We start from the raw sequence: 24,725 nt of genomic DNA on the forward strand, positions 1-24,725 counted from the left end.
GTAGGAATAGAAGAGGTTCCTGGCGGTACCATCGGTCGGAAGCAGTGAAGTTTGCTCTATTATTTTGTCAATAGACGTTCCTCCAAGTTTCACGAGCAGAACATCGTTCTTCATAAACTATAAAAATTATGAGAAGAACGAAACAAACTAACATCCCAAACGACACCACCAGAATCCAGGATTCTCGGTCGTGGTTCTCCATTAAACACCTTTATAAGAACGTATACTGTGCACCTGAATAAGATGTTAAGTATACAGACAAAAGAGGAGAGGGGGAATGCCACGTTGCAATAGACAATTACCTTTGTGCTTCACGAAAGTGAAGATTGCCACGTCGCTATGCTCCTCGCAATGACGGATACTTTCTAAGTACTATCATTCCTTTGATGTCTGTGCCGACCTTCAACGCAGATTAAAGCATGTGCTTGTTCACGGTGTTAAAAATCGGTCTTGACCTTGTTTTAGCAAACTAAAGGTAAGCTTTTATTTAATCCGAACAAATTATTCCTGAACAATATGTATAGTTTTTCGATACAAGTAAGGTCGGTTTTTTTATTTTTTATTCTGGAAAATGCGTGAATCAATACCGATTAACCTGATATGAAGCCGTGAAAAGCGCGTTCCGAATGAATCAACTGATTTATTTATCTGTAAAGATTTTGGTCTTTACACTAACCATTAAAGAATGCGAAAATTACGCAAAGGGGAAAGCTATGCGCTATTGCCAACGATAGACAGTGCCCTAAATACAACAAAAAGATCGCCACTTCGCTTCGCTCATCGCGATGACGTTGCTGAAATGCCGTCTGAAAGATTACCGCGTCACTCCGTTCCTCGTAATGACGATGATAACGGTAGGGATGCGCTATCTAATAGCAGATCATCACGTCGCTGTAATCCTGATGATGACGAAGAAAATAGTTTTTGGAAACTACCGGATCATGTTCGATTAGATTACCAAGATAATTGCCCAAAAATTCCGCGAAATAACTACTTATTTCTGCGAACTGTTCGTGAAACTGTGTTTAATGTGTTTAAACGAAGTTTTCAAAACCGTGAAATGCCTACACAAAATCCGCGAACCGGAAAAATTAATGTAACAAATAAAAATTTTTTAAGCGGTATTCTGCAAGTTTGTTGCCTGTTTTTCATATGTGTGTTGTTTAGTGATGCCCAGGCGCAGTCGGGGCGTACGCTCGGAGGAGAAGTACGCTCGGCTGCCGACGGGCAGACTATCGAAGGGGTATCCGTACAGGTAGGTAATAAATACACATTAACGGATAAAGAGGGGAGGTTTAGTATCGCGGCACCCCAACCCAAAGGAACACTAAAGATTCACCACATTGGATATGCGGCACAGACTGTCGCTTACGATGAAACGACAACATCCGTAGACATCACGCTGCAACCCTCGGAGAACCAGATCGAACAAGTAGAGGTGGTGAGTACGGGATATCAACGTATCCCTAAAGAAAGAGCCACGGGATCGTTCGAATTTGTAGATTCGGCCTTGTTCAATCGTAAGGTATCGACGGATTTCGTAAGTCGATTAGAGGATGTGGTTCCAAGTATATCAAGCAATAAATCCTTTGCCTCCAATCGTGGTAAACTATTGAATATAAATGTTAGGGGAGTAAGTACTATCAACTCGGAAAGATGGCCATTGGTGGTAGTAGATGGCGTGCCGTATCCGAACAACTTTGATCAGCTTAATGGTTATTTTAACAACATCAATCCGAACGACATTGAAAATGTAACTGTGTTAAAAGATGCCGCAGCTTCCTCCATCTGGGGCGCACAGTCCGGCAACGGCGTGATTATCGTAACCACAAAACGGGGGAAGTACAACCAACCTTTTCAGCTATCCGTGAACAGCAATGTCACGATCGCACAGAAGCCCGATCTATACTATTATCCACAGATGGCCAGCAGCGACTATATCGATCTAGAGCGCGAACTTTTTAGTAAAGGATATTGGAACAGCCGTATGAACCGCTATAGCGTAGGACTAACACCCGTGATCCAGCTTTTGAAGCAGCAGCGACAAGGGACATTGACGGAAGATGAGGTCAACTTGGAGCTGGATCGATTACGGGGGGTGGATGCACGGGAGGATTATCTCGCATATATCTATCGGCCTGCGGTAAACCAACAGTACAGTGCGCAGCTGAGGGGTGGGGGCGAAAAGGTGAATACGTCTTTCGCATTGGGCTACGACAATAACAGGGAGGATCTGGTCACCTCTTCCTACAGCAGGATGACCCTGCGTAATAATACGCAGCTCCGGCCGGTAGAGAACCTGACTATAGATGTCGGGATTAGCTATACCGAATCCCGGCGGAACGATAGCCACATTTATATGGGCTACAATATGATGACACGTAATTTCCCGTATCTGCAGATGGCAGATGACTATGGCAATCCGTTGGTGGTGGATGCCGTGGCGCGTAACCCTACGTTTCGGGATACGGTTGCTGGCGGTCGTTTGCTCGATTGGCAGTACAGACCGCTGGCCGAGCTGGACCAGACACATGCGCTCACTACCGTAAGAGAAACATTTATGAATACCCAGGTGGCCTACCAGATATGGTCATCATTAAAAGTATCGGCCATGTATGCCTATCAGCGTGCTACGCAGCCTACCGAAAATTGGCAGGGCATGGGCGCCTTTGTACAGCGGGAACGGATCAATTACCATGCTTCATGGAATGCCAACGAGGTGATCTGGAATATTCCCGTAGGCGACTACCGGGAAGTGCTCCACCGGTATAACAACACACAACAAGGGAGGACACAATTGGATTTTCATAAGAAATGGAATGACTTGCATGAATGGAGCGCGATTGCCGGAGCAGAAATCAGGCACATACAGAGTGAAATGAATTCATCGGTCTATTTTGGTTATGATCCAGAGGCCATGACATTCAAGCCTGTCCAGTATGGTGCGCGTGTGCCTGCCCTGAACGGCATTGCCGGCACGGCGACATTGATAGATTATGCACAGGCCGAGAAATATACCAATAGATATACCTCATATTTTGCGAATGCATCCTATACTTATACTAATCGGTATGTGGCAAGCGGAAGTTTTAGAAAGGATGCTTCCAATCTTTTCGGTGTCCGTTCCAATGATAGAGGACAACCGTTCTGGTCGGTAGGTGCCGCATGGATACTCTCGAACGAGGGTTTTGCGGAGCAGAGATATTTCTCGCTGTTGAAGCTTCGCGCGACATACGGTTACAATGGCAACGTGAATAACAGCACAGCGGCGTATCCGATCATCAATGTATCATCATCACCGCATTACACTACCGGAAACCCCTATGCGACGATGCAATCTCCTCCAAACCCCAGTCTACGATGGGAACGTGTAGGCATGTTTAATCTGGGATTGGATTTTGCTACGGTAAACCAACGTTTTTCGGGGGCAATCGAGTACTATGTCAAAAAGCCAAAAGATCTTATTGCCAGTACGCAGATCGATCCCACAACAGGTTTTTCGTCACTCAACATCAATAGCGCAGACCTTGATGGTAGGGGCGTTGATGTGTCGCTGCAAACGGTAAATTGGCGCACGAAGGACTTTAGATGGATATCGAATCTGGTATTCGCCTACAACCGCACCAAGGTACTGAAGTCTTATGTGAGCGATGACCGTGGGCTCAACTTTGTAGCCGGTCCGTATAATACCCTGGCACTTACACCGATCGAAGGGATGGATCTCTATAGCCTATTGGCCTTCCCATGGGCGGGGCTGGATGCAGAAACAGGTATGCCGCGCGGATACTATCAAGGGGAGGTGTCCACGGATTACGCCGCGATCGTAAATGACTCTCGGGTCAGCGAACTTGAAAACCACGGCACACTGATGCCCGTTTATTTCGGGTCGTTCCGTAACAGCTTCTCGTATCGGTCATTGGAGTGTTCGTTCAATATTGCGTTTCAACTTGGGCACAAGTTTCTACGGGAATCGTTTAACAACCAGTTTTTCATCGACTCAGGCATTGGTCACGCAGACTATGCCAGACGTTGGCAGAATCCGGGAGACGAGAACAGTACCGATGTGCCGGTTTTTAGGTATCCGAACGACTACTACGCCAGCCAGTTGTATTATTATTCTTCGGCGCTTGTCGAACCGGCAAGCCAGATCAAACTCCGCGATGTGCAGCTAAGCTATAATCTGGGCGCACTGGGCAAGAGAGGGATTAAAAATGCAAAGGTATATGCCTACCTGCAGAATCTTGGAACCGTATGGCGTGCCAGTAAGCTCGGCATCGACCCCGAGTTTGGCGGCACTGCTCCAGATCCATTTGCTGTTTCTATTGGAATGAATATAAATCTCTAATATGTTGAATATGATTAATATTAAACTCTTATCGGGTATCTTGGGCCTTGCAGTATGTATGTCCTGCTCTGGATTTTTGGATGTGAAGCCGGATCAGAAAATGGCAATTCCGTATACGCTGGAACATGCCGATCTGCTGTTGAATGATTACAGCACCATGAATGCTTCTTATCCGACGCTGGTCGAGATTGGAAGTGATGATTACTACCTGAACACCTCGGACTGGCTCTCGCTTTCGGATATTGACGAACGCAACGCTTATGTATGGAGCGATGAAGAAAATATATCGGTATTTCAGTGGGCGAATCCGTACAAAACAGTCTATATCTCTAATCAGGTTCTGGAGGTGGTTGATCAGGTCGATCGCCCGGCTGATCCGGCACTTTTTGATAGGGTGAAGGGTGGCGCTTATTTCTTCAGGGCTTTTGCATTTCATCAGTTGGCTCGAATATTTGCTCGTCCGTATAATGCGGCAAGCGCCGATAGGGAACTAGGTATTCCGCTGCGCCTAAGTCCCGATATCGACTATGCTTCCGTTCGATCTTCTCTAATAGAAACGTACGATCAGATCCTTGCAGATTATAAGCTGGCGGCATCATCACTGCCGCTGAATGAGAGGGTAGACGGCCGGCCATCGCGAGCCGCGGCATATGCCGCCCTCGCTCGTGTGTATCTTGACATGGCGCAGTATGATATGGCTTATCTGTATGCCGATTCCGCGCTTACGCTCCATCCCGTTCTTTTGGATTTTAATACGTTGGATTGGAATTCCGCAGCACCTGTTCCCCGTTTTAATACCGAGGTGCTGTTCCCGGCTACAAGTATGTTGGCAGGGCCGTTGGGTCAATCATTTGCACGTGTTGATAGCAACTTGTATGATGCATATGAAGTGGAAGACCTCAGGAAGGTGGTGTACTTTCAGGAGCATGACTTCGATCCAGATACGTACTTTTTCAAAGGGTCGTACGACAACACCGCCGCGGGGATTTTTGTGGGACTAACAACCGGTGAAATGTTGCTGATAAGAGCCGAATCGGCGGTAAGGACGGGGCGAGATGGTTCTGCGCTGTCGGATCTGAACACGTTACGTAGAAACCGCTTACAAGCGGAAGGCTTTACGGAGCTGCAAATTACCGCCCCGGATGCTCTGCTCGAGCATATTATAGCCGAACGACGTAAGGAGCTGATCTTTCGCGGACTTCGCTGGGCCGACCTTCGCCGTCTTAATCAGGAGCCAGCTTTTGCAAAGGGACTGGTCAGGATCATAAATGGAACCCGATATGAGCTATCGCCCAATTCTTTAAAATATACAGCGAAAATTCCGGTACAGGTCATTGAACAAACCGGGATGCCTCAAAATAATAGATAATGAAGAACATATTTTTAATACCCCTGATTTTTGTCTGCTCTGCCATGTGGGCAACGGCACAAAAACAAATAGATCTAAGCCAACGGGTTGCTATCGGTGAGCCGATTCCGCCAATGCATCCCTTTACTGCATTGCATACGGGTGGCGTGCCGGTATCTGTGAACGCGTCATTGGACAAGATCATTCTGCTCGATTTCTTTGATACCTATTGTGTTAACTGTATTGCTTCCCTTCCCAAGTTGCAAAAGCTACAGGGAGAGTTTGGCGATAGCTTACAGATCGTACTGGTATCCTGGCAGGATAGCGCCGTTCTGCAGCGATTTTGGAACACTAATCCCACGGTAACCGAAAATGGTATCCAGTTACCCATCATTTATGGGGATACGCTGCTGCGAAAATATTTCCCGCACCAGGGGATTCCGCATGTGGCATGGTTGTATCAGAATAAACTGCAGGCGGTGACCCATTCCGATTTTGTAGATCATACAGCCCTATCTAAATTAGCACGTGATCGCAAAATAAAACTCCCCGTAAAAAATGATTTTGTCAATCTGGATTCTCAGGTGGAAACACCTACATCCAAGTTGCAGGGGTCTGTTGTTCTCGAAGGTTTTAGGGACGCCACACCCAGTGCAGGATATAGTTATTTGCAGGATACGATTACAGATCTGTTTAGAACCACTTTTGTGAATATGCCCATCTCGGGGGCATACACAGCCATCTGGAGTAAAATCAAAAAGCCTGATTTTTTAATGAAGAACGAACGTTACGTGTGGCTGGTCGAGGATTCAATACGGTACAAGAATTTTGGGACAGCGGGAAATAGTCAGCGCTGGTTAGCGGAAAATGCGATCTGCTATGCGCGTTATGATAGGAATCACCGTAGGGAGGAGGATCAGGCACGAGCGGTATTGAATGACCTGAATGGATTTTTAGGTCTAAACGTTTACTGGAGCACGCGAAAAATGCCATGCGTGGTGATCAGCGGGAAATTTAAAAAACAAGGAGCCGAAGGAGAGGGGCAGAAAATGGAAGGTACCGGGGTATTGGCTTTTTTAATCGATTATTCGGATAAATACCCACCTGTTGTGGATAACGTAAAGACAAAAGAAACAATGGTTATTCCCGAATTCGAAAGCATCGCTGAACTGGATCGATATCTTAAGAGATACGGACTTAGGGCTCAGCTGCAGGAAGAGGAGATCGAAGTACTTGTTTTCGAAGAGATCTTGTAAATGACAAAAGGGGTTAGAATTACCTAACCCCTTGCCCTAAAAGACTTATGCTGTTACGGAAACCTATGCATCCTTCAAACTAACATTCGCAGATGGAGTTCTCGAGTGTAGAGCGACGATCATTTCATTCTTTAATGCATCTGTTATTACAGGTTGGCCACTGCCATTGTTATTTGCCTGTAAAGCACAGATCTGATCTTCACCACTACATGAGGGTTGACTCGACTGTAATGTATAGTTATTTGGTTGCGTAGGATTGCCGCTTGGATTCAATGAAAACCAAGCCATAATGACCTCCGATTTTTTAACTATCTTTACTTAGATTTATAAGGTTACAACATGTTACAAGCATGTTGGCCGCTGTGCCTCCGGCTTCCGGGGGCATTGCCTTTTACAGCAAGCGGTCTTGAATATTTTCTGACCCCGCCCCACGGGGGAAGAGCGCAAACTTACGCCAACGCCATAGCGCAGGGCCTTTGCAAAATGCAACCTTATCAAAACTGCTATCCCCGAGCGCTCGCCTGTCTCTCATAGAGAAGTAGCCCATCGGCAATTGGCCAATAGTGGAGCTATCATCTGATGTTGGCAGCTGCTGTGGTAGAAACCTTAAAATGTTGCTTCGTGCGTTCATGTTTTTACTTTGGTTATTTCATCCTTTTTCTACTTGCTAATCTACGGACGATATGGTCTCGTGAGGTTTGGAAATCCAACAACTTGGCTTTGTATTTTCGTATTCTTTTCTTTGGATTTCTACATCTACTTATCATATCGTACTGTAATAGCTGGTATTCACCGAGAGATAGGCGGCCAGATCCTTATTTGATATTCTGTTGGCAAATTTTCCGAGCCTTTTCAGAAGAACCGCCTTTGCTTCGGCTGCAGGCAGCAATAGAAGCTCGGTACGCCATATGCGTTGCATAGCCCATTCAAAAAGAAATCGCCGGTATGCAGGTAATAAACTTTGGTTCTGTGCCAGCAGGTAATCCAGATTTTCTTGGCGCATGACTACGATCTTGCAATTTTCCATTCCGATAAAACTGTACCTGGAACACTCAGACGGGAATATCCCAAACTGCCCCTCCACAATGAAGTGGGCAATATCCTGATTGTCCTGATTTTCTTTTTTTAAAATCCCCTCGGCAACGAAAAAATGATCATCTTCATAAAGCGATAGATTTCTGTCGTTCGCTATCTTTCTTACAGTTGTTCGTTCGAGGATTTGTCCTTTCAACGACTCGGATACGTCGACATACGACTTAATGCGCTGAACCAAATAATTTTTTGCATCTGTACTATCGACCATACTTAGCTAATGTAGTAATCAATGCTGCCTGCTACGTCGCTTTCTTGCCCCGGTAGCGACACGGATGTCACATTTTGTTCTTTTCGGATGAACTTCTCGGTACGCATACTGATCTCTCCCTTGGTCAGTCTTACGTCCAGTCGGTTACGGAAAGCAAAAGCGAGATCGTTGCCATTCGATTCGGCAAATGCCGTCCCCAAGGATTCCATGTAGGCAATCTGTTCCTTGGTTAAGTAGAAATTGAAAATTAACCAGGCAAAGAAATCACTGGATACAGATACCGCCTCGGCCTCGATTTCTGCTTCTGTGCCTGCGTACAGGTCATTCATTTTCGCGGACACGCCTAGCGTGTCAAACGAATAGAGAGTCTTACTCATAATGTAATTTGTTGTTGTAGTAAGTGATAAAATAATTTATAAAGAATCCCGAAACTAGAGAAAATATCTTTTTAATTTGTATGTTCGCGGTGCTTAAGGCGACATTTTGGACGTTAAGGCGATATTTTGGACAGCTCCAGGTAGACTTCTATGCGCTACACAAATACTTTTTATCTATGCAGAACCTCTATAAACGACGAAAAATCGTCGCTTTTTCTTTTCGCACTGGCTTGGCATTGTTGTCGGGTCACTTTGTACTCTCTTATGGAGAACCGGAAGGTTTTTTTGAAATATTTTATGTCGAAGGATTTGTATTGCAATTTGCATACAACGTGTTGGGCTTCTTTTTTTGTTTTGGCTGACAGGCTGGTTGCTTCGCTATAAGAAACCTCGGCTTTCTCAGTTTAGATCGAGTGTATCTGCTATAGCACAATTCATTTTAAAGGGAATGATCTTACCCTTATGTGCTGCCAACATATTTGGATGGCTATATTTCAACGGACACGATCAGGCATTCTCCCTCAAGGCATATTGGAGTGGTGTTCTACCTGTTGTGACAGCAGGGCTTTTCATTATATTGGGGGTAGAAATTTCGTTGTACACATTTGAGGCAGTGGTCGTTGTCATCAGAGCTTACCGCATACGAAAAGCACAGATGCCAGATAATCATGTCACCGTTCTTTCCGAGCCGGTAGAGGATCATGCCAGTGATTCCAGTACGTTGACATCCGATACGCTGTTGAAAGTAACCCGCAACAGGATCGTCTACGAAATGACGCTGGCCGACTTCTATATATTTGATATAGTAAGAAAGCGCGTGAAAGGCTTTGATCGCAATGCAGATGATTATAATTTTAATTTTCGGGCGATGAAGAGTATAAAGGATGTGCTGGTAAACGATCCCCGCTTTTTCTGCACCTCATCTTTCATCATGCGGCACAGTACCATAGATCGGGTAGAAAAGGACGGATTCCGTAACCGTATCGTTTACTTTAAAGCTCCTTTTTCAGGCATGACAAAAGTTAATAAAACCTACGCAAAGGCGTTTGACTACTGGTATAGTACGTATGAAAATGTAGAAAAAGGAAAAATAACCTAAGTTTAATTGTCGACTTCAGGGTCGTGGGCTATCTTCTTAGGCACTTACGGCGGATGATCTCCATATCAATACCCGTATACTCCGAGAACTCTTCAAGAGTGAGGTATTGTTGGGCATCTTTTCCATAGGCGTCTTTCATGGTACGAAGAATCCGTACGGACTGTTTGTAGCTCTTCCCTAAGAGGACACTGATGTCTTTTGCATAAATGCAAACACGTTCATTCATAATGATCTGTTTTTACTAAAGGTTAATATTTATATTGTATTTTCCGTTGTGTTCCATATAGATCCAATAGCGATATTGCGTGTTTAAAGTACGTTTTGCCGTGTACTCGTTTAGTACTATATCAGTACTTGACGAGTACTTAACAATTACTGCACATGTATAAGGCGTATAATCGCTATCTGTTTATAAAAAGTTATACGTCTTTTATTAACCTAAAGTTACAAAGCATTTTTGAGTAATCCGCAGGACATTTGACCCCATTTGACCCCATATTGGTACACGTCGCCCCATCTATGCCCAAAAGGGGACATCTGGAACAGAACCCATTTTTTGATGCTACATCTTTGTGATGTCATTCAAGATATAATATCATGGCAAGACAAGAAAGTTTAATCAAATTGAACGGTAAGATCGGGGATCTTTCCTTCTACAAAGACAAACGCGGTTATCAGGCTCGTATGAAGACCGGCCCTACCAAAGAACAGATCAACAATGATCCGCGTTTCCAACGTACCAAAGAAAACGGACAGGAGTTCGGACGTTCGGCGAACGTTTCTAAACAGCTTCGTAATCAGTTGCGCGAATTGTTGGTACAGGGTGCCGACCCGCAGTTTAGTAATCGGCTTACCGGGCGCATGCACCGTATTTTAAAAGCGGATGATGTAAATGCACGTGGAGAAAGACAAGTGCTGACTGCTAACCTACCACAGCTGGTAGGGGTAGAGTGCAACCTGAGAGCACAGCTCAGCGAGGTGTTTTTCATGAAGGCACGGCCATCCTACGACCGTGCAAGCGGTGAGGGAGCTTTTGAACTCCCCGAGATGACAGCCAAAAAAGTCATCAAAGCCTTGGAAGGAGCTACCCATGTGCAAATCCAGCTTGTTGCGGCCGAATTTGATGCGCAGAATCCCGAAGCCGACGAAGTATCCGTAGCGCGATCTTCGTATCTCGATATCGGAAAAAGCGATGTTTCTGCGGCCGAAGCACTCAGCGTACAGCTGTTGCCGCAAGCGGGTAGTGCTGTTATCCTCTTGATGGGGATCAGCTATTTACAGCATGTAAATGGAGGATACTATCCGCTGTCGAACGGTATGTATAATGCATTAACGGTTGTGCAGGTGGATGTACCGTAGTGATTGGTGACTGGTGATTGGTGATTGGTGACTGGTGATTGGTGACTGGTGATTGGGAGTTAGAGGTTAGGAGATGTTTCTTCTCGTCTTTGCGAGGAGGAACGACGAAGCAATCTTTTTATGGATTGCTTCACTCCACCTCATATCCCCAAGCTTCGGTTCGCAATGACGGTTTAGGTCTTAATACTTAATACTAATAAAATACTCAATACTAAATGAATACAGCAACACTCTATCTCCGACGGAAATACGGAGAGAAGGGCACAAACGGAACCATCACCTTTAAGGGGGAACACATATGCCATACCATTGAACTACCGGATCGGAACAACCTACGACGGTTGAGCTGTATCCCGGAGGGGCGGTACAAGCTGGAGAAAAGAACGTACCCGAAGAACGGTGAACAGATTGGTATCCCCAACGTACTGGGGCGCGAAGCGATTTTGATCCATGCGGCTAATAATGCCGAGCGTGATTTGCGTGGTTGTATTGCTCCGGTTACGACGCTCACTGGGGAAGGAACCGGCGACGACAGCCGTAAGGCTGTGGAAAAGCTGAAAGCACTGGTGTACAGCCTGTGGGATATGGAAGCAGAAGTGTTTTTAGTGATTAGGGGGTAAGAATTGAGAATTACGAATTGAGAATTAGGGGGTGATTAGTGATTGGTTACTGGTGATTAGTGATTGGTTACTGGTGACTAGTGATTGGGAGCTGGTGATTAGAACTGTTATTCTCGTCTTTGCGAGGAGCGTAGCGACGCGGCAATCTTTTGTCTTTTGCAAAATAAGATCGCGTCACCCTCGTGCCTCAGGTTCGCGATGACGTTGTAACGGTCATACATCTCAAATCTCAAATCTAACATCTAATGTCTCATATCTAACATCTAAATACTTAATACTATGCGTAGCATTATAAACAAAATCAGCCGGGCGGTACAGGTGGTACTGCTGGCTCCAATCAAATTGCCGGGAAAGGCATTGAATATTTTAAAATATGTCGCCGTTGGGCTGGGGGTTATCGAATCGGTAATGGATAGCGGGAAGCAGGAGTCGGGATCGGAAATCGGGAATCAGGAAGCAGAAATCCGGGGTCAGGAAATGCGAACCGGGGAGCAGGAGTCGGGAATCGGGGACCAGGAAGCAGGAATCCGGGATCAGAAGGATGGTGAAGAAAGCAAGGTCATCATCGGTTGTATTGATGGCGACGAACAAGCGGAGGGTAATGGAGAAAGAAAGGAGGTGGGCGATGAGACCACTGAGTAATGTGCAGGCAGGTACACTTGGTGGTACGTTGTGCTCCATCTGGAATAGCTTTGACTGGTCTAACATGCTTCATACCGCGCTGATGGCCGCGATCGGTGCTGCGGTCAGTTACTTAGTGAGCCGGCTGTTGGAAGGCAAGCGACGACGGCGGCGGTATTAAAACAAACTCCCGGGGCTTTGCGCCTCGGGAGTTTTATACATTTTCTATTATCAACCTTAATTTACTTTACTTCGATATAATCATCCGATTGGATGATGTCGTCGTTAATTTCTATCGTTAGGCGTGCTTTCCCTTTTTGAAATCCGGAAGGAATTAGAAACTTAAAGCCATCGGCCGTTTTGTTAACGACATTGATATAATGTCCGCCAAGGGTGTAGGAAGAACCTGTATTTAAACCTCGTCCCGTAACGGTAATAACATCTCCTGGGTATGCTACTAACGGGCTAACACTATTTATCATACTTTTCTCAACGAATACGGTGAATGGGCTTGTTGAGAAATGGCTATCCCAACTTTCGTGACGATAGCTTATCTTAACTTCGTTTTTTCCACTTTTGAGATTGGGTACTTCAAAACTGATTTCGCCATTTTGTGCGATGATATTATAGATAGTGTGGCCTGCTATATGAACTTCATAGATCTTGCCATTAATAAAACTACCTTTTATCTGTATTGTGTTGCCCACGTGAGCATTAACTTGACTCGGGCCGCTCAACTTGAGCTCCTTAACTTCTATTTTTTCGGTACTGACAATTCCATTGTAAAAAGGGCTAATAATTTCCACAGCGTGATGACCATCAGCTACTTGGGGAACTATTATATCTAGGTTATATGGAAACGGATTTATTGGTTGTGTAAGCGGAGCACCACCGACTTTAAAGCTGGTGCTACCATAATTGAAAAACTTAGCGAATTCTAAACCTTGTAACCGTAGTTGGCTACCTGGATGTACAACTTTTTCATTGAATCGTATGTCATTCTTATTAGGGATAATTAGCCGGATCGGTTCGGGAAAAATGATCTCATCCCTGCCGTTGGAATATCCGATCTTTAAGTTGTTTCCCTTGAGACCCTCTATACTCGTTAACCGAAGCGGATTTTGGTACCTGATTTTTTGATCCCCGATGATAAGCATAAGATCGGCCGGGATTTCGTACATACTAGGTAGGTTGTTGCCCTTTAATGGGATGGCATCAGATAAATATAACTGCGATATTTCTGGTGGATTGATAGAGGCTAATACTTTTACACGGCAAAGTGCGATCGTGCTGAATTCATTACCACCTTCTGTTGTACGCTTAGATAGATTGAAATTCAATATAGAACCATGTGGGATGTTTGTCTTTGGGACTACAAAAGACAGCGATTTTTTATCACTGCTCAATGTGAAAGGTGTCGTGGTGTTTGTATTCCAATCCGTAATGATGAACTTTTCGTCGATCCCTTCAAAATTACCTGTAATCGTAATCGTTTCTCCAGTCGTGGCGCTTAGATCATTTTGTGGATTAACTTGAACATTGTTCCACTTAAAGCTAACTAGCCCACTTCGGTAAAAGCTTTTTTCGGTCTGAACATAAAAGGAAACCATATAATTTTTGCCAATTTCGAACGGTACGGAGCGCGTGTAGTTGTAGCTGATCTTTCCGATCTCAACTTTACCACCAATGGACACCTGCTCTTCTTTCACATTCGGAAACATTCCGGAGTACAAAATAATTCCATGTTCTTTAACTATCTCGTTATTTAACGATGTTATTCGGCAGGAGAGGCGCGCAGATTTTGCATCCAAGTGTTCGAGAATGGCTGCTTCGAGCACGATAGGCTTAGTTTCTTCTGCTTGCATGATATTTTCGACCTTGCGACACGAGGACAAGAGCACGCATATAGATGGGATGATATATAGTAAAATTCTCATTAAAAAATTTCTAAATAGACTGGTGATATAATTAATTCGTTGTTGCTTAGTATGGAAAGTCGGGTGGTGCCACGCGGAATGTTGAAGGGGATGGCAAACCTTACTTCATCCGCACTTATAGCATAGGGAATGATCTCTCTGTCGCCAATATAATAGCGTTGTGCGTGTTTAATACCCTTTCCGGTTAACGTGATTATTTCTCCGGTTGTACCTCGTAAAGGCGAGACGCCATCAAAGGTGATCGGTAGGACGTCGATGATTTGGATTTTATCAGCATACCGCGTTTGATTACCACCGATATTGTAGCCAATTTTCCAGCTAGTACGGCCCCCCAAAATAAAAGGAATCTCAACGGTAATCTCGTTGTTACTTGCTATGGCCCCCATCCGATAGTGTGGCATTTCTAACGGTTGTATGCCGTATTCCACACCGTCGATAAAAGTTCCTTTGAACGTGATCTTATCTCCATAATGGAGCTTTTGGTTTGGAAGTACATGCCAATCGAATTCTTCTACTTCTAAAGAATATGGACTTTCTATTTCGCCCAGTCTATGGCTTAGTCCGATCTGGTAATTGCCGTTTGGAATATCGCCGATTCGGAATGAGATAGGGTTACCCTGATTGTCGTCATAATATAATGCGTCATAAGGACCAATTTTTAGGATGGGCATGCCCGCGTTGATGAAATAATTAAACATCATATCGCGCTGTACAAGATGCAGTTGTGAAAAAGGGTGTGCTTTGCGCTGCCGAAGCTGTAACATCTCTGCTGGCGGAAGTAAAATAGTGACCGGATCCGGAAAGATGACAGAGTCACGGCCGTTGACGTATCCAATACGGAAGCTCGACCCTTCGAAATCACCAATATCTGAGATCTTAATTTCAGATCGATAAGGAACAACTTGATCACCGATAATTAAACGCAGACTGCCATCGTGATTGTAAATTTCATTATTGTTGATGCCGGTGAAAACTAAGCTCTCATAGTAGTAGTAACTCTTTCGTACAGGGGGCGATACTTTTCCTAAGAGCTTGATTCGTACGAGATTTTGACTAAAAAATCTGCTGCTCTCATAATGGACAAGTACGGCCTGAATATACTTATTGTGGGCGGTGTAATTGGCCGGTAGTGTAAAAGACAATGTGGTACGGCCATCATTCAGTTTGATCGGTAATTGCCGCGCATTGATATCGAGTATTTGTACCTTGTAACTCTCATCCAGCATGCTAAAATCTCCGCTTAATGTTACCGTCTCACCTGAGCTGTAAGGTAATGTTTCTACAATAGTTTTTAAGCCAGAATACGAAAACGAGTTCGTATAGCTTTTATAGTACCCCCTATTGGTTTTGATGTAAAAATAATACTCGTAATATAGCCCAAGTTCTAGTTTTTCTTTGGGTTTATAATCGTATGTTAAAAGACCGATCGATGGGCTCTTACCGAGGCTGATTAATTGTTCCTGATGATTGTAACCCGACTTTTTGAACGAAAAGCCATAATCTACAATTTCCTCATCGTTAAGGTATTGGATGGTGACTTCCAGTTTAATCTGCTCTGAATTGATTACGTTGATCCCTTCAACAAAAAAGCTAATAGGAGTAACGTCTACGGTCGTCACAATGGTTTCTTCTTTACAGCCCTGAAAGATAGTGAGTAGGAATAGGCAGATTCCTATCGATGGTAACGGAAACCAAGATCTTATATATCGGAAAAAAATATTCATATATTCTAGGGGTTGACAACTTCAAATACATCATCTACTTGCATCCAATGCGCAAATACTTGTGCACTAATTTTATACTTACCGGGTTGAGCATACCGTGGAACTTCAATTTGCACCTCATCTCCTGATGGATTCATTCGATAAGCAAATACAAAGGTGTCTCCAAAAAATACTGTTGCGAAAGCAAGGGATTTACCTTTTAAGGTAACCATAGATCCAGGTTGTCCCTTCTTGGGAGAAAAACCTGTATACTGAGCGAGAGCCACGTCGATGCTTAACGCGGTAGGTACAATATGCTGTTCACCGTACTCGTTGTTGAAGTAGCCGATAGACAATTTATGCTTACCAGCGCTTAATTTTGGGATAGTAAAACGTAGCTGTCCGTCTGTTGCTGCTATCCCATATTCTATGTTTTCTTCAAAAATAACATTGTAAAACTTTCCATTGATAAAATTACCATAGATGGTAACTTCACTTCCCATTGCAGTATTTTGTTGATCTATGCGGGTGGCTACTAATTTTTCTACGCGGAGTGTAGTTTGACTGCTTATGGTGTAGCTGTTGCTGATGATGGTGATCGGATATTCACCTTCGGCCATATTTCCTATGGAAAAACTCATAATGCCTTGGTTGTTACTGCGTACTTGTACGGCCTGCGAGCCAAATTGGTAGCTTACCTCGCCAAAGATATTGTTGAAGCCTATATTCTTGAGGTGTGCTGAGCTGTGCGGATGTATCCGGTTTTCTATGAATCCGATATTCGTCGGATCTGGCCGTAGGATCTGTAATTTATGCGGAAAGATAACCGTATCTCTGCCATTGTAGTACCCTAGGCGATAACTGTCTCCTTCTGATGCGTTGATGTAATCACGGATAGAAATATAGGATTCGTACCGTGCCATTCTATTGCCTATTATTACTTGAAAATAAGGGTAGGTAGGGCTGTCGGAACTTGGTTGTAGCTGTAAAGACTCTATCCAGGATAATGTGTAATTTGAGGGTGGGTTTAACTTTCCGAGGATGTCGACTTCTATTAAATAATGCTTATGGGGATAGCTTCCATTGTTTGTTATTGGCGTCAAATATAATGCAACCTTATTGGCGCTAATGCCAAGAGGTAAAGTCAGTTGTAGGCTCGAGTTATTATCCGTAATATCAAAAGGAACAGTTACACTTGTATTGGTATTGATGTCTATAACTAAGTTATATTTACCTTTAATATCTTCAAAACTGCCTTTTAAGGTGATTTTCTCTCCACCATATACCTTGAATTCTTGGTTCGGATGTATAGAGAACGGATTAGCGTAGTCTTTGCTGTAATTCAGTATATTGCCTCGAGTGGTATCTTGTTCTGTTCGAAGGTAGTATGTATAGCTGATGCCCCTATCGGCCGCAACTTTCCACTCGCCGGTAAGGGGAAAGCGTATCTTTCCTGGTTGTGCGTCTTTGCCGAGAGAGAAATTGTGCACACCTCTTTTTCCACTAGCATCGTAGTATTCGACATCGAAGCCGTGATCAACAACTTTTGCTTGCGCATTGAGATAGGTTACAGCTGCAGTTAATACAACTTGTTCTGAATTGATAATTTCGACGGCTAGCGTTTCTACTTGCGTTGGCTTTTCATCTTTATAGGGTATAATTTCTTCTTGTTTGCAACTATATTGAAAAAGAGATACAGTTACAAGACATAGAACAAGTACTATTTTGTTCATAAAATTAAGCTAATAAGTTTGTGCCGTAAATATAAATAATTTATAGATATTTCGTTCTTTTTATTTTGAAATTATTCTGATCGGTGCTGCGGCCAGTTACTTGGTGAGCCGGCTGTTGGAAGGCAAGCGACGACGGCAATCCTAGAGGGGCTCGTAATTAGTGACTAGTGATTGGTGACTAGGAGTTAGAAGACTAGGGAGCAGAACTGTTATTCTCGTCTTTGCGAGGAGCATCGCGACGCGGCAATCTTAGAGGGGTGCTCCATCTGGAATAGCTTCGATTGGTCTAACATGCTGCATACCGCGCTGATGGCCGCGATCGGTGCTGCGGTCAGTTACTTAGTGAGTCGGTTGTTGGAAGGCAAGCGACGACGGCGGCGGTATTAAAACAAACTCCCGGGGCGTTACGCCTCGGGAGTTCAGTATGTGCGCTATCATTTACTCATGATAGGATGCGAAACGGCGAAATGCTTTATCGTTTGCCATATCGGGATAAATTGCTATTACATCGTCGTAAGTTGCTTTAGCAGACTTGTTATCTTTTCTTATAGCATGATGGTAACCTATCATGTGCTTAAATGTCATCATGGCCTCGTTTTTTATACGATCCTTAATTTTACAGTCATTTTGTAGTTCATTGACAAACTGTCTATATGACTTCAGTGCATCCGGAAATCTGTCGTTATTCAGATGGTTGTCGGTTGTAGATCTATAATAGAATACAATGTAATGCTGGATATTCGGGTCTGCTCGCAGCTCAGGATATTTTAAGATCCAATTATTCAGCTTTTCGATTGACTCAGCGGTAGGGGAACTTTGTAGTACGGTTTGATGTATAGAATTCAGTAACATCGATTGAGCGAAGGGAGAATCCGTATTTGTTGCTAAAATTTCTTCCAGAAGTGGAAGCGCTTTTTCATACTCGGCCGACAGTGTATACGATCGGGCACTCTCAAAATAATAGTTATTATCCAATACCTTCATCAGGGCCGTATCGGTAAGAGAAGATTTTATATGTTTATGTATCTCCTGTATTTGCTCTCTTTTCCGCGAAATGATCAAATCATTGTTGACTTGTACTGAAAACCTATGCTTCAATAACATTTTATTATCTTCCCGATCCGTGTTATTGGCCAAAATGATTAGAGCATCCCAGTCATCCAGCTTTTCCAGTTTACTTTCATTTGCCAGCGTTGTCAATATATCATATTGCAGAAACTCATGCTTTTTGGCCGGATATAGTTTGTTTGTTTTGTAAAAGTTAGAATAGGCCATCTCAGGGTTTTCATCTTCGGCAGCAAAGATCCCTAAGTTATAAAATGCTAAGCCGACAAGCTCTTTAAATGAAATATTTGTTTTGCCGTACATAAACTCGTTAAATGCTTTTTCCACGCCGACTTTGTTCACATACTCCTGCTCTAGATACTTATTTTTGACCAATGACTGCACATATTTTGCTTGTGCTTTTGTGTCGGCTATATATACACCGACCATTGGATCAGTAGTTTCAATCAATATATTCTGCAGCTGGGGAAATGCTACAACATATACATGGGTGGGCTGTTCTTTTATCTCGTACGGAATACCAAGTTTTTCGAAAATATACGCATATAAAATAGACGCACTCACGCACTGGTAACTACCATCTGTAAACATCTTGCTCGTAGATGATCTCCCGTCGTATTTCCGTAAGTACGCATTATGTACCTGTTTGAAGAGATGTTTTAATTTTTTGTTCGGTTTTTGATTATTCGTCTGGGACCAGCCTAGTCCCGCGATAAAACGGTCTAGTTTTGCGATTTCGGCTTCGGCTACATGTTCATCAAGATCCGTCAGAAGTATAAGTTTGAGGTTTTGCGCTGAACCTTCCAAGTGTTCAAATTGCTTTTCTTCAGCTTTCGAATGATAGGTGATATACTTGGTTTGCGCAAATAAAGCGTTGTCGTAAATACAAAAAGCAATCAGAACTATAATAAATAGTTTGAAAGACGGAATAGGTTTTTTTGTCATAAAAAACGTTAATACGGATCATTATATTTTAGTCCATGCGCAGTCGATTGGCTACCATAGTTGAATTGTTTGGTTTGGAGGCAACTCAGCGCACAAAGCGATTCAAATATAGGAGATTAATATTGGTTTACAAAAGTTGTCGTTATTACTGAATAGGTTCAAGAAGTTTCAGGAGCTCGGTAACAACGGCTTCTTCGTCTGGAGGATTGGGCGCCAAGGCCGCAATATCATCACGCTGTACAGGGCCGTATGAGCCTGTTAAGGTAATGCCTTGATTTCGCATATTGTTCGTGACCTTGAGCACATGTATTTCGTAACGCCAGTCTGCTTTTGTCTGATCTTGGTAACGGATGGCAAATACATTTTCATAGGGAGCCTTGCCTAATCGCTCATCCTGTATTTCAATAAACCCAGGGGATTGTTCTAAAATTTCTTTTTTACTATCCGTACCTAGCCCCGAAGAACAGCTCAGCACGCGATGTGCGTTTACTTGATCACTATTCTGATTCCAGTCCCAGTTAAGGGTGTAATAATAGGTATACACCGGGATAGGGTAGCTGCCGACATCGGTAAATGATTCGCCGCTCAAACTATAATCCTGCATGAGGGATCCAATTAATCCATGTCCCTCAGTACCTTGCGTAATATGTTTTAAACGAGATCCCTGACCGGTAACGATATCCTCGTCAGTGCCCTGATCTTTTCCGCAGGAAATGAATAATAATAAATAACCGGTGGTGATAAATGTAAGAATAACTCGGAATACCATATGTTGCTTTTCCAGCAAGATCGTTATTTGGGGATTCATTTCCATGATAAAAAATGAAAATACTGGTTTTCGTGGATATAATATTTTTGGTTGATTCTCTTTGGCGTATCCAGGTTGATGTTCGCTACTTCAAAAAGGTTAAGCTGGATCTCCGATGAAAGATAGCCCTTGTCGTCCAGAAGGATGCAGTCGGAGAGTTCCTGATTTATGTCCTCCAGATCAGGATCGGGATTGGGTATTAGAACCTGGTCGTACGTATGTTTTAAAATATAGGCTTATTGTATTTGACGGCCATATGAATGCGGATAGCATAGAAAAAATCTGGAAAAGTTTTTCAAGGCGTGGAGAACTAAAAATAGTACTATCCTGAATGAAGGAAATTTACAGTCGCTTCCCAATTAGAAGCGACTGCTAAAGACCTACTCTGAAGCGTAGGACTAGTGCCTGTTTTTTCTAGTAGATTGCTGTCGCATCCTGCTTTTCTTGCTTGCCCGCTCGTTTATGAAGCTCCTGTTTAAGCCATTCTGGGTTTTTAATTTCAGAAGGGGAAAACGCTTCGCTATTCATATATGATAGTATTGATATCAACAATTGCTTGGCGACGATACGTTCCTCTAGCTTATTATCTAGATCTATCGAAGTCACGAGCAGTTTCCCTTGACCTACCCGGCCTTCAAAGGCTAGTGCTAATTTTCGGTTGTTCGCAAAATTATCGATCATCTGTACCAATGATTTGCCTCCTTTTAAGGAATCTATTATCATCGTAGTTGAATTGCAGTGCAGATCCCACCATTGCCAGTCCGTATGATTGTCGGTCGGAAACTTATTAAAGACAGCATCGTTTGCATTTAGTAAAAGCCCCATAGTACCTGCTTGCTTTGGAAAATGTACCGGACTCCAAAATACAGGTACAAATTTACCTTCTAAGCCATTTAACGTTTTCCAATCGGGGTTAAGAAGTACTTTCTTTCCTTGTTTTAATAGACGTTCGGCCTCGTCGACATTTCGAGTATATTTCACATCGCCATATACGACGCCGCTGTTAGCAGGATAAACCCAGATATGCCAGCTGTTACGGTATTTGCTGTCTTTCAACCTGAGTTCTACTTTTATACGGGTGGGAATTTTTATGTTATGTAGTGGAAATTTGATGTTCCCTAGACCCTCGTTGAGCCCAACGTGAAGTTCAGTTTGCAATTGTCCCGACGCCAAGGTCTGATTATCTGCTTGTATGATCCATTCTAGTGTTTGATTGGTGCCAATATGTCTCGAATAGTTGGATACAGCTATTTGTCCATAAAATGTTTCGGTGTTCTGGTATGTAGCTTTTTCGAAATTAAGGAGTGGAACAACTGGAGAGTTGAATCGTGCGAAAGAAGCGGAATCTATAATACCTTTACTTTCCCAAAATGCATCTAGCAGGCCGACCAACGCAGTGCCTTGTCCAGGGAAGTCATGAAGGTCTAGTAATTGAAAGCCACTTATGCCTTTGGTTTTCAATGCACGTTCTATCTCCTCTTTGTACAGTATTACGGCGAGTTTGCCGGAAGAAATTAGAAAGTCATTAGCCTGGGGTAGCATTCCCTTAAATTCTAAATCGCCCTGTATTGCCTTAAAGTTCAACGGATCGAGCACGCCGGTGTATTTAACAATCTCGTTGATATTAGGGTACACCGCATATTGACCAATTTCGTGCGTAACGACCGGTATGTTGATGCGCTCAACGGCACTTTGATAGTTTTTATCGAAAGAAGGAGTTTGGTCATTAAATACCCCTTGACCACGTACCCAGCCGTCTTTGGTCCACTGTGTAACGAAGAAATCGTCGTTTGGTTCTGGCCTATTTCCATGGCCTTTTTCGAATGTGAAAGAAGTATTCGTATAGAGCCGTCGATCATCCATTTCTTGCAGATGACTGACTAAATTATTAAGAACCGTCATCCTACCCTGAAGCTCGTTTCCTAAACTCCATAGCATGAACGACGGATGGTTGCCATATTCGGCAATGATGCGAGAGGCTTCACTGTATAGAAATTCCGTAGTGCTTTGCAGCTCTCCCACGGATACAGACCATATAGGAAGCTCGATTTGTAGGTATATCCCTAGTTCGTCGGCGGCGGCGAAAGCTGCCTTTGGAGGGCACCAAGAATGAAACCTGATGTGGTTTAGCCCCCAATTTTTTGCGGTCTGGAATATTTTTATCCAATCTCTCTTTTCAGTCGGTGGGTAGCCCGTGAGCGGAAAAATATTACATTCTAATGTGCCTCTCAAAAAAATGGGTATACCGTTGAGCTTGAATATTTTTCCTTGTCTTTCGAAATTACGAAAACCGAAATCTACTTGCTTTTTATCTGAAAGTCCTTTGGCCGTCAGCGAGCAGTCTAACGTGTACAGATTGGGGTTAAATTCATCCCAGGTAGAGATCGCATATTCCATCGGTAGCGCTAGTTCTATTTTCTGTTTTCCGCTGCGCAATCTGATATGCTGTTTTGCGGAACCATTCGTATTAGAATGTCCTTTGGCATAGATAGATGCCTTTAAAGTTACATTCACATCGCGATTTGTTGTATTGTCAATATATGCTTTTACAAGTACACGCTTCGTCCGATAGTCTGGATACACCTGGACATCACCAATGCATACTGTTGGCAGCTGTTGAAGTACGATCTCACCGATGACACCATTCCAAATGATTTGCGTATGGTCTGTGTAAGCATGTGCCATATTCTCATAACTGAGATCAAAAAATTTACGGTTATCGATACGCAGGGTAATCCGGTGGGTTTGGCCAGGCATTAGAAAATCTGTTAGCTCAAAATAATGAGGCGCGATCAAGCTGTTTTGCTTCGCATCTACCTTCTTTCCATCTACCCACACTTGGCTATTCCATAGCACACGCTCTAATTTTAATATAGTTCGCTTACCTTTCCACCCAAGAGGAATGGCGACCTCTTTTGCGTACCAGGCAGCACCGACGTACCGGTGCTTACGGGTCAAATGCGTCAATTGCGGCTTTTCTAATTTAGGTTTTAATGTGGTTGGGATTCCTAATCCGGCGTCGTCCAAGGTGCCAGGAAGATGCAAGGACTGTGGAAAAAGTCTTTCTTCCCAATGATCTTTGCTACCCACGTCCTCAGCGTCTAATGCAACCGTCCAAGAACCGGAGAGGTTGATTTCTTGCTGTGCGTGTAGGTCTGTGATGTATACATTTAGCAAGATAGCAAAGCAGATTGAGGTTGGTGATAAAAGGCAGGCCTTTAAAAAAAATACTTTCATAACTTAAATAGTATATAAACAATTTTTCAATATAAGATCCAGGTCGCTGATCAAAAGGATACGAGGTGTTTTTCCTCTGAATAAAGCATAATTAGATCCTTCTTCTGTTAAGGTCAGGGTATTGCCAACTGCATGTGTCTCCGCATAGGTATAGTGCTGTGCACCAATTTTTAGCAGGATCTTTTTTGATTGGTCATATTTCCCCTTTGTGCTGAGCCATTTCGGGCTCTCAGGTACGACAAATAAAAGTAAAAAGAATAAGAAAGCTGGAAGACCTTCAGACCAAAACATCCAGCGCCAGTCCATTTGTGTGTTCCAAGAGTCGAACAGTGCTTCACCTCGCACGACTGGTTTGGCGATCAGATAATTGATCACCTGCGGCAGTAAGATACCGAGTACGATGGTCAATTGATTAACCATTTAATAATCCTCCCATTGTGGAAATAAATGTAATGATGTATAAAAAGCCTTTTTGATGGTTTTCTGTGTCTAACATGTGGATACGTATAGATTTATAATATACCAAAACTACAATCATTTTTTTAGGAAAAAATGTATTAAAAGATTTAAAACATGTAAAATATAATGATATTTGTATTTATTTAATTAAAAAATCCACTTATTTGTGGAGGCTGGTAAATCGGAGGGGTTCAAAGGCGAAAAGCGATCATTACACCTTAAGTAATCAGAGAGATGCAATCGGATAATGCAATCACACAGCAGTTTTATGTCATGCATATTGGACACTATCCAGGCACGCTTTCACTTTCGAAAACGAATAAATTAAACACCAGAGGACATTTTTGTTAATTGTGAAAATGGAACTGCTTTATGTCCTCCAGATAAAGAATGTCATATACGTTTGCCGGTGTAAGCTCAATTGCTTGAAAAACACCTTTTAGCGAACAGACCGCATGGAGTTTGTAGCCGTAATAGTACATCGGTCGGTCTGGGATTACTGAAACTCAG

Annotated in this window: 19 protein-coding genes and 1 pseudogene; 8 read left to right on the forward strand and 12 right to left on the reverse strand. The window is 43.3% G+C overall.

Annotated features, from left to right (window positions below):
- Positions 1-685 precede the first annotated feature (685 nt).
- From FAZ19_RS07310 to FAZ19_RS07320, 3 genes are read left to right on the forward strand one after another with little or no spacing between them, the layout of a single operon-like run.
- Positions 686-4,345 (forward strand): SusC/RagA family TonB-linked outer membrane protein, encoded by a 3,660-nt coding sequence (locus FAZ19_RS07310; RefSeq protein WP_136820066.1) that lies wholly within the window; start codon positions 686-688, stop codon positions 4,343-4,345.
- Between the two features lie 10 nt (positions 4,346-4,355).
- A complete protein-coding gene (locus FAZ19_RS07315; protein ID WP_169305597.1) occupies positions 4,356-5,714 on the forward strand; it encodes a RagB/SusD family nutrient uptake outer membrane protein in 1,359 nt (452 codons plus the stop codon).
- On the forward strand, positions 5,714-6,949 hold the full coding sequence (locus FAZ19_RS07320) for a TlpA family protein disulfide reductase (RefSeq protein WP_136820068.1): 1,236 nt from the start codon (positions 5,714-5,716) through the stop codon (positions 6,947-6,949). Before FAZ19_RS07315 ends, FAZ19_RS07320 begins: the two co-directional genes overlap by 1 nt.
- A 63-nt stretch (positions 6,950-7,012) precedes the next feature.
- Here FAZ19_RS07320 and FAZ19_RS07325 read toward each other — a convergent pair whose 3' ends face one another.
- The 3 genes from FAZ19_RS07325 to FAZ19_RS07335 all read right to left on the reverse strand — a co-directional run bounded on the left by FAZ19_RS07325 (position 7,013) and on the right by FAZ19_RS07335 (position 8,629).
- A complete protein-coding gene (locus tag FAZ19_RS07325; RefSeq protein WP_136820069.1) occupies positions 7,013-7,237 on the reverse strand; it encodes a hypothetical protein in 225 nt (74 codons plus the stop codon).
- Positions 7,238-7,712: 475 nt separating this feature from the next.
- The gene (locus tag FAZ19_RS07330) at positions 7,713-8,252 is read right to left on the reverse strand and encodes a cyclic nucleotide-binding domain-containing protein (RefSeq protein ID WP_136820070.1); all 540 of its coding nucleotides are present in this window, start codon (positions 8,250-8,252) and stop codon (positions 7,713-7,715) included.
- A 2-nt stretch (positions 8,253-8,254) separates the two neighbouring features.
- Entirely contained in the window at positions 8,255-8,629 is a 375-nt protein-coding gene (locus tag FAZ19_RS07335; protein WP_136820071.1) for a hypothetical protein, read from the reverse strand.
- Positions 8,630-9,077: 448 nt separating this feature from the next.
- Here FAZ19_RS07335 and FAZ19_RS07340 point away from each other — a divergent pair, with 448 nt between their 5' ends.
- On the forward strand, positions 9,078-9,728 hold the full coding sequence (locus FAZ19_RS07340) for a hypothetical protein (RefSeq protein WP_136820072.1): 651 nt from the start codon (positions 9,078-9,080) through the stop codon (positions 9,726-9,728).
- A 28-nt stretch (positions 9,729-9,756) separates the two neighbouring features.
- On the opposite strand, the gene FAZ19_RS07345 is transcribed toward FAZ19_RS07340, so the two are convergent.
- On the reverse strand, positions 9,757-9,954 hold the full coding sequence (locus FAZ19_RS07345; protein ID WP_136820073.1) for a hypothetical protein: 198 nt from the start codon (positions 9,952-9,954) through the stop codon (positions 9,757-9,759).
- Positions 9,955-10,325: 371 nt separating this feature from the next.
- Here FAZ19_RS07345 and FAZ19_RS07350 point away from each other — a divergent pair, with 371 nt between their 5' ends.
- From FAZ19_RS07350 to FAZ19_RS23845, 3 genes are all read left to right on the forward strand, one after another.
- Positions 10,326-11,087, forward strand: coding sequence for a hypothetical protein (locus FAZ19_RS07350; protein WP_136820074.1), 762 nt, complete (start codon positions 10,326-10,328; stop codon positions 11,085-11,087).
- A gap of 215 nt (positions 11,088-11,302) precedes the next feature.
- Positions 11,303-11,707, forward strand: coding sequence for a DUF5675 family protein (locus FAZ19_RS07355; protein WP_136820075.1), 405 nt, complete (start codon positions 11,303-11,305; stop codon positions 11,705-11,707).
- 279 nt (positions 11,708-11,986) lie between these two features.
- The gene (locus FAZ19_RS23845; RefSeq protein ID WP_169305598.1) at positions 11,987-12,349 is read left to right on the forward strand and encodes a hypothetical protein; all 363 of its coding nucleotides are present in this window, start codon (positions 11,987-11,989) and stop codon (positions 12,347-12,349) included.
- Positions 12,350-12,570: 221 nt separating this feature from the next.
- Here FAZ19_RS23845 and FAZ19_RS07360 read toward each other — a convergent pair whose 3' ends face one another.
- From FAZ19_RS07360 to FAZ19_RS07380, 5 genes are all read right to left on the reverse strand, one after another.
- Positions 12,571-14,265 (reverse strand): IPT/TIG domain-containing protein, encoded by a 1,695-nt coding sequence (locus FAZ19_RS07360; RefSeq protein ID WP_136820076.1) that lies wholly within the window; start codon positions 14,263-14,265, stop codon positions 12,571-12,573.
- Entirely contained in the window at positions 14,265-15,989 is a 1,725-nt protein-coding gene (locus FAZ19_RS07365) for a hypothetical protein (RefSeq protein WP_136820077.1), read from the reverse strand. Before FAZ19_RS07365 ends, FAZ19_RS07360 begins: the two co-directional genes overlap by 1 nt.
- 5 nt (positions 15,990-15,994) lie before the next feature.
- Positions 15,995-17,701, reverse strand: coding sequence for a hypothetical protein (locus FAZ19_RS07370; protein ID WP_136820078.1), 1,707 nt, complete (start codon positions 17,699-17,701; stop codon positions 15,995-15,997).
- 438 nt (positions 17,702-18,139) lie between these two features.
- A complete protein-coding gene (locus FAZ19_RS07375; protein WP_136820079.1) occupies positions 18,140-19,711 on the reverse strand; it encodes a hypothetical protein in 1,572 nt (523 codons plus the stop codon).
- A 145-nt stretch (positions 19,712-19,856) separates the two neighbouring features.
- Positions 19,857-20,519, reverse strand: coding sequence for a hypothetical protein (locus FAZ19_RS07380; protein WP_136820080.1), 663 nt, complete (start codon positions 20,517-20,519; stop codon positions 19,857-19,859).
- Positions 20,520-20,634: 115 nt separating this feature from the next.
- Between FAZ19_RS07380 and FAZ19_RS07390 the strand changes: the two genes are divergently transcribed.
- Positions 20,635-20,850, forward strand: a complete 216-nt coding sequence (locus FAZ19_RS07390; protein ID WP_136820081.1) for a DUF6807 family protein — start codon at positions 20,635-20,637, stop codon at positions 20,848-20,850.
- 83 nt (positions 20,851-20,933) lie between these two features.
- Here FAZ19_RS07390 and FAZ19_RS07395 read toward each other — a convergent pair whose 3' ends face one another.
- From FAZ19_RS07395 to FAZ19_RS07405, 3 genes and pseudogenes are all read right to left on the reverse strand, one after another.
- Positions 20,934-23,756, reverse strand: coding sequence for a sugar-binding domain-containing protein (locus FAZ19_RS07395; protein ID WP_136820082.1), 2,823 nt, complete (start codon positions 23,754-23,756; stop codon positions 20,934-20,936).
- Positions 23,757-23,759: 3 nt separating this feature from the next.
- Entirely contained in the window at positions 23,760-24,176 is a 417-nt protein-coding gene (locus FAZ19_RS07400) for an MFS transporter (protein WP_136820083.1), read from the reverse strand.
- Between the two features lie 410 nt (positions 24,177-24,586).
- Positions 24,587-24,697 (reverse strand): annotated as a pseudogene (locus tag FAZ19_RS07405) (transposase); the annotation flags it as partial.
- Positions 24,698-24,725: the final 28 nt, after the last annotated feature.

This window comes from Sphingobacterium alkalisoli (assembly GCF_005049105.1).
In the GTDB taxonomy this organism is placed as follows: Bacteria; Bacteroidota; Bacteroidia; order Sphingobacteriales; family Sphingobacteriaceae; genus Sphingobacterium; species Sphingobacterium alkalisoli.

Excerpts from the sequence above, each read along its gene's own strand:
- FAZ19_RS07330 (WP_136820070.1), bottom strand. The coding sequence starts at position 8,252 with ATGGTCGATAGTACAGATGCAAAAAATTATTTGGTTCAGCGCATTAAG.
- FAZ19_RS07360 (WP_136820076.1), bottom strand. The coding sequence starts at position 14,265 with ATGAGAATTTTACTATATATCATCCCATCTATATGCGTGCTCTTGTCC.
- FAZ19_RS07345 (WP_136820073.1), bottom strand. The coding sequence starts at position 9,954 with ATGAATGAACGTGTTTGCATTTATGCAAAAGACATCAGTGTCCTCTTA.
- FAZ19_RS07320 (WP_136820068.1), top strand. The coding sequence starts at position 5,714 with ATGAAGAACATATTTTTAATACCCCTGATTTTTGTCTGCTCTGCCATG.
- FAZ19_RS07340 (WP_136820072.1), top strand. The coding sequence starts at position 9,078 with ATGATCTTACCCTTATGTGCTGCCAACATATTTGGATGGCTATATTTC.
- FAZ19_RS07355 (WP_136820075.1), top strand. The coding sequence starts at position 11,303 with ATGAATACAGCAACACTCTATCTCCGACGGAAATACGGAGAGAAGGGC.
- FAZ19_RS07395 (WP_136820082.1), bottom strand. The coding sequence starts at position 23,756 with ATGAAAGTATTTTTTTTAAAGGCCTGCCTTTTATCACCAACCTCAATC.
- FAZ19_RS07315 (WP_169305597.1), top strand. The coding sequence starts at position 4,356 with ATGATTAATATTAAACTCTTATCGGGTATCTTGGGCCTTGCAGTATGT.
- FAZ19_RS07350 (WP_136820074.1), top strand. The coding sequence starts at position 10,326 with ATGGCAAGACAAGAAAGTTTAATCAAATTGAACGGTAAGATCGGGGAT.
- FAZ19_RS07375 (WP_136820079.1), bottom strand. The coding sequence starts at position 19,711 with ATGACAAAAAAACCTATTCCGTCTTTCAAACTATTTATTATAGTTCTG.
- FAZ19_RS07380 (WP_136820080.1), bottom strand. The coding sequence starts at position 20,519 with ATGAATCCCCAAATAACGATCTTGCTGGAAAAGCAACATATGGTATTC.
- FAZ19_RS07390 (WP_136820081.1), top strand. The coding sequence starts at position 20,635 with ATGAAAGATAGCCCTTGTCGTCCAGAAGGATGCAGTCGGAGAGTTCCT.
- FAZ19_RS07335 (WP_136820071.1), bottom strand. The coding sequence starts at position 8,629 with ATGAGTAAGACTCTCTATTCGTTTGACACGCTAGGCGTGTCCGCGAAA.
- FAZ19_RS23845 (WP_169305598.1), top strand. The coding sequence starts at position 11,987 with ATGCGTAGCATTATAAACAAAATCAGCCGGGCGGTACAGGTGGTACTG.
- FAZ19_RS07370 (WP_136820078.1), bottom strand. The coding sequence starts at position 17,701 with ATGAACAAAATAGTACTTGTTCTATGTCTTGTAACTGTATCTCTTTTT.
- FAZ19_RS07400 (WP_136820083.1), bottom strand. The coding sequence starts at position 24,176 with ATGGTTAATCAATTGACCATCGTACTCGGTATCTTACTGCCGCAGGTG.
- FAZ19_RS07365 (WP_136820077.1), bottom strand. The coding sequence starts at position 15,989 with ATGAATATTTTTTTCCGATATATAAGATCTTGGTTTCCGTTACCATCG.
- FAZ19_RS07310 (WP_136820066.1), top strand. The coding sequence starts at position 686 with ATGCGAAAATTACGCAAAGGGGAAAGCTATGCGCTATTGCCAACGATA.
- FAZ19_RS07325 (WP_136820069.1), bottom strand. The coding sequence starts at position 7,237 with ATGGCTTGGTTTTCATTGAATCCAAGCGGCAATCCTACGCAACCAAAT.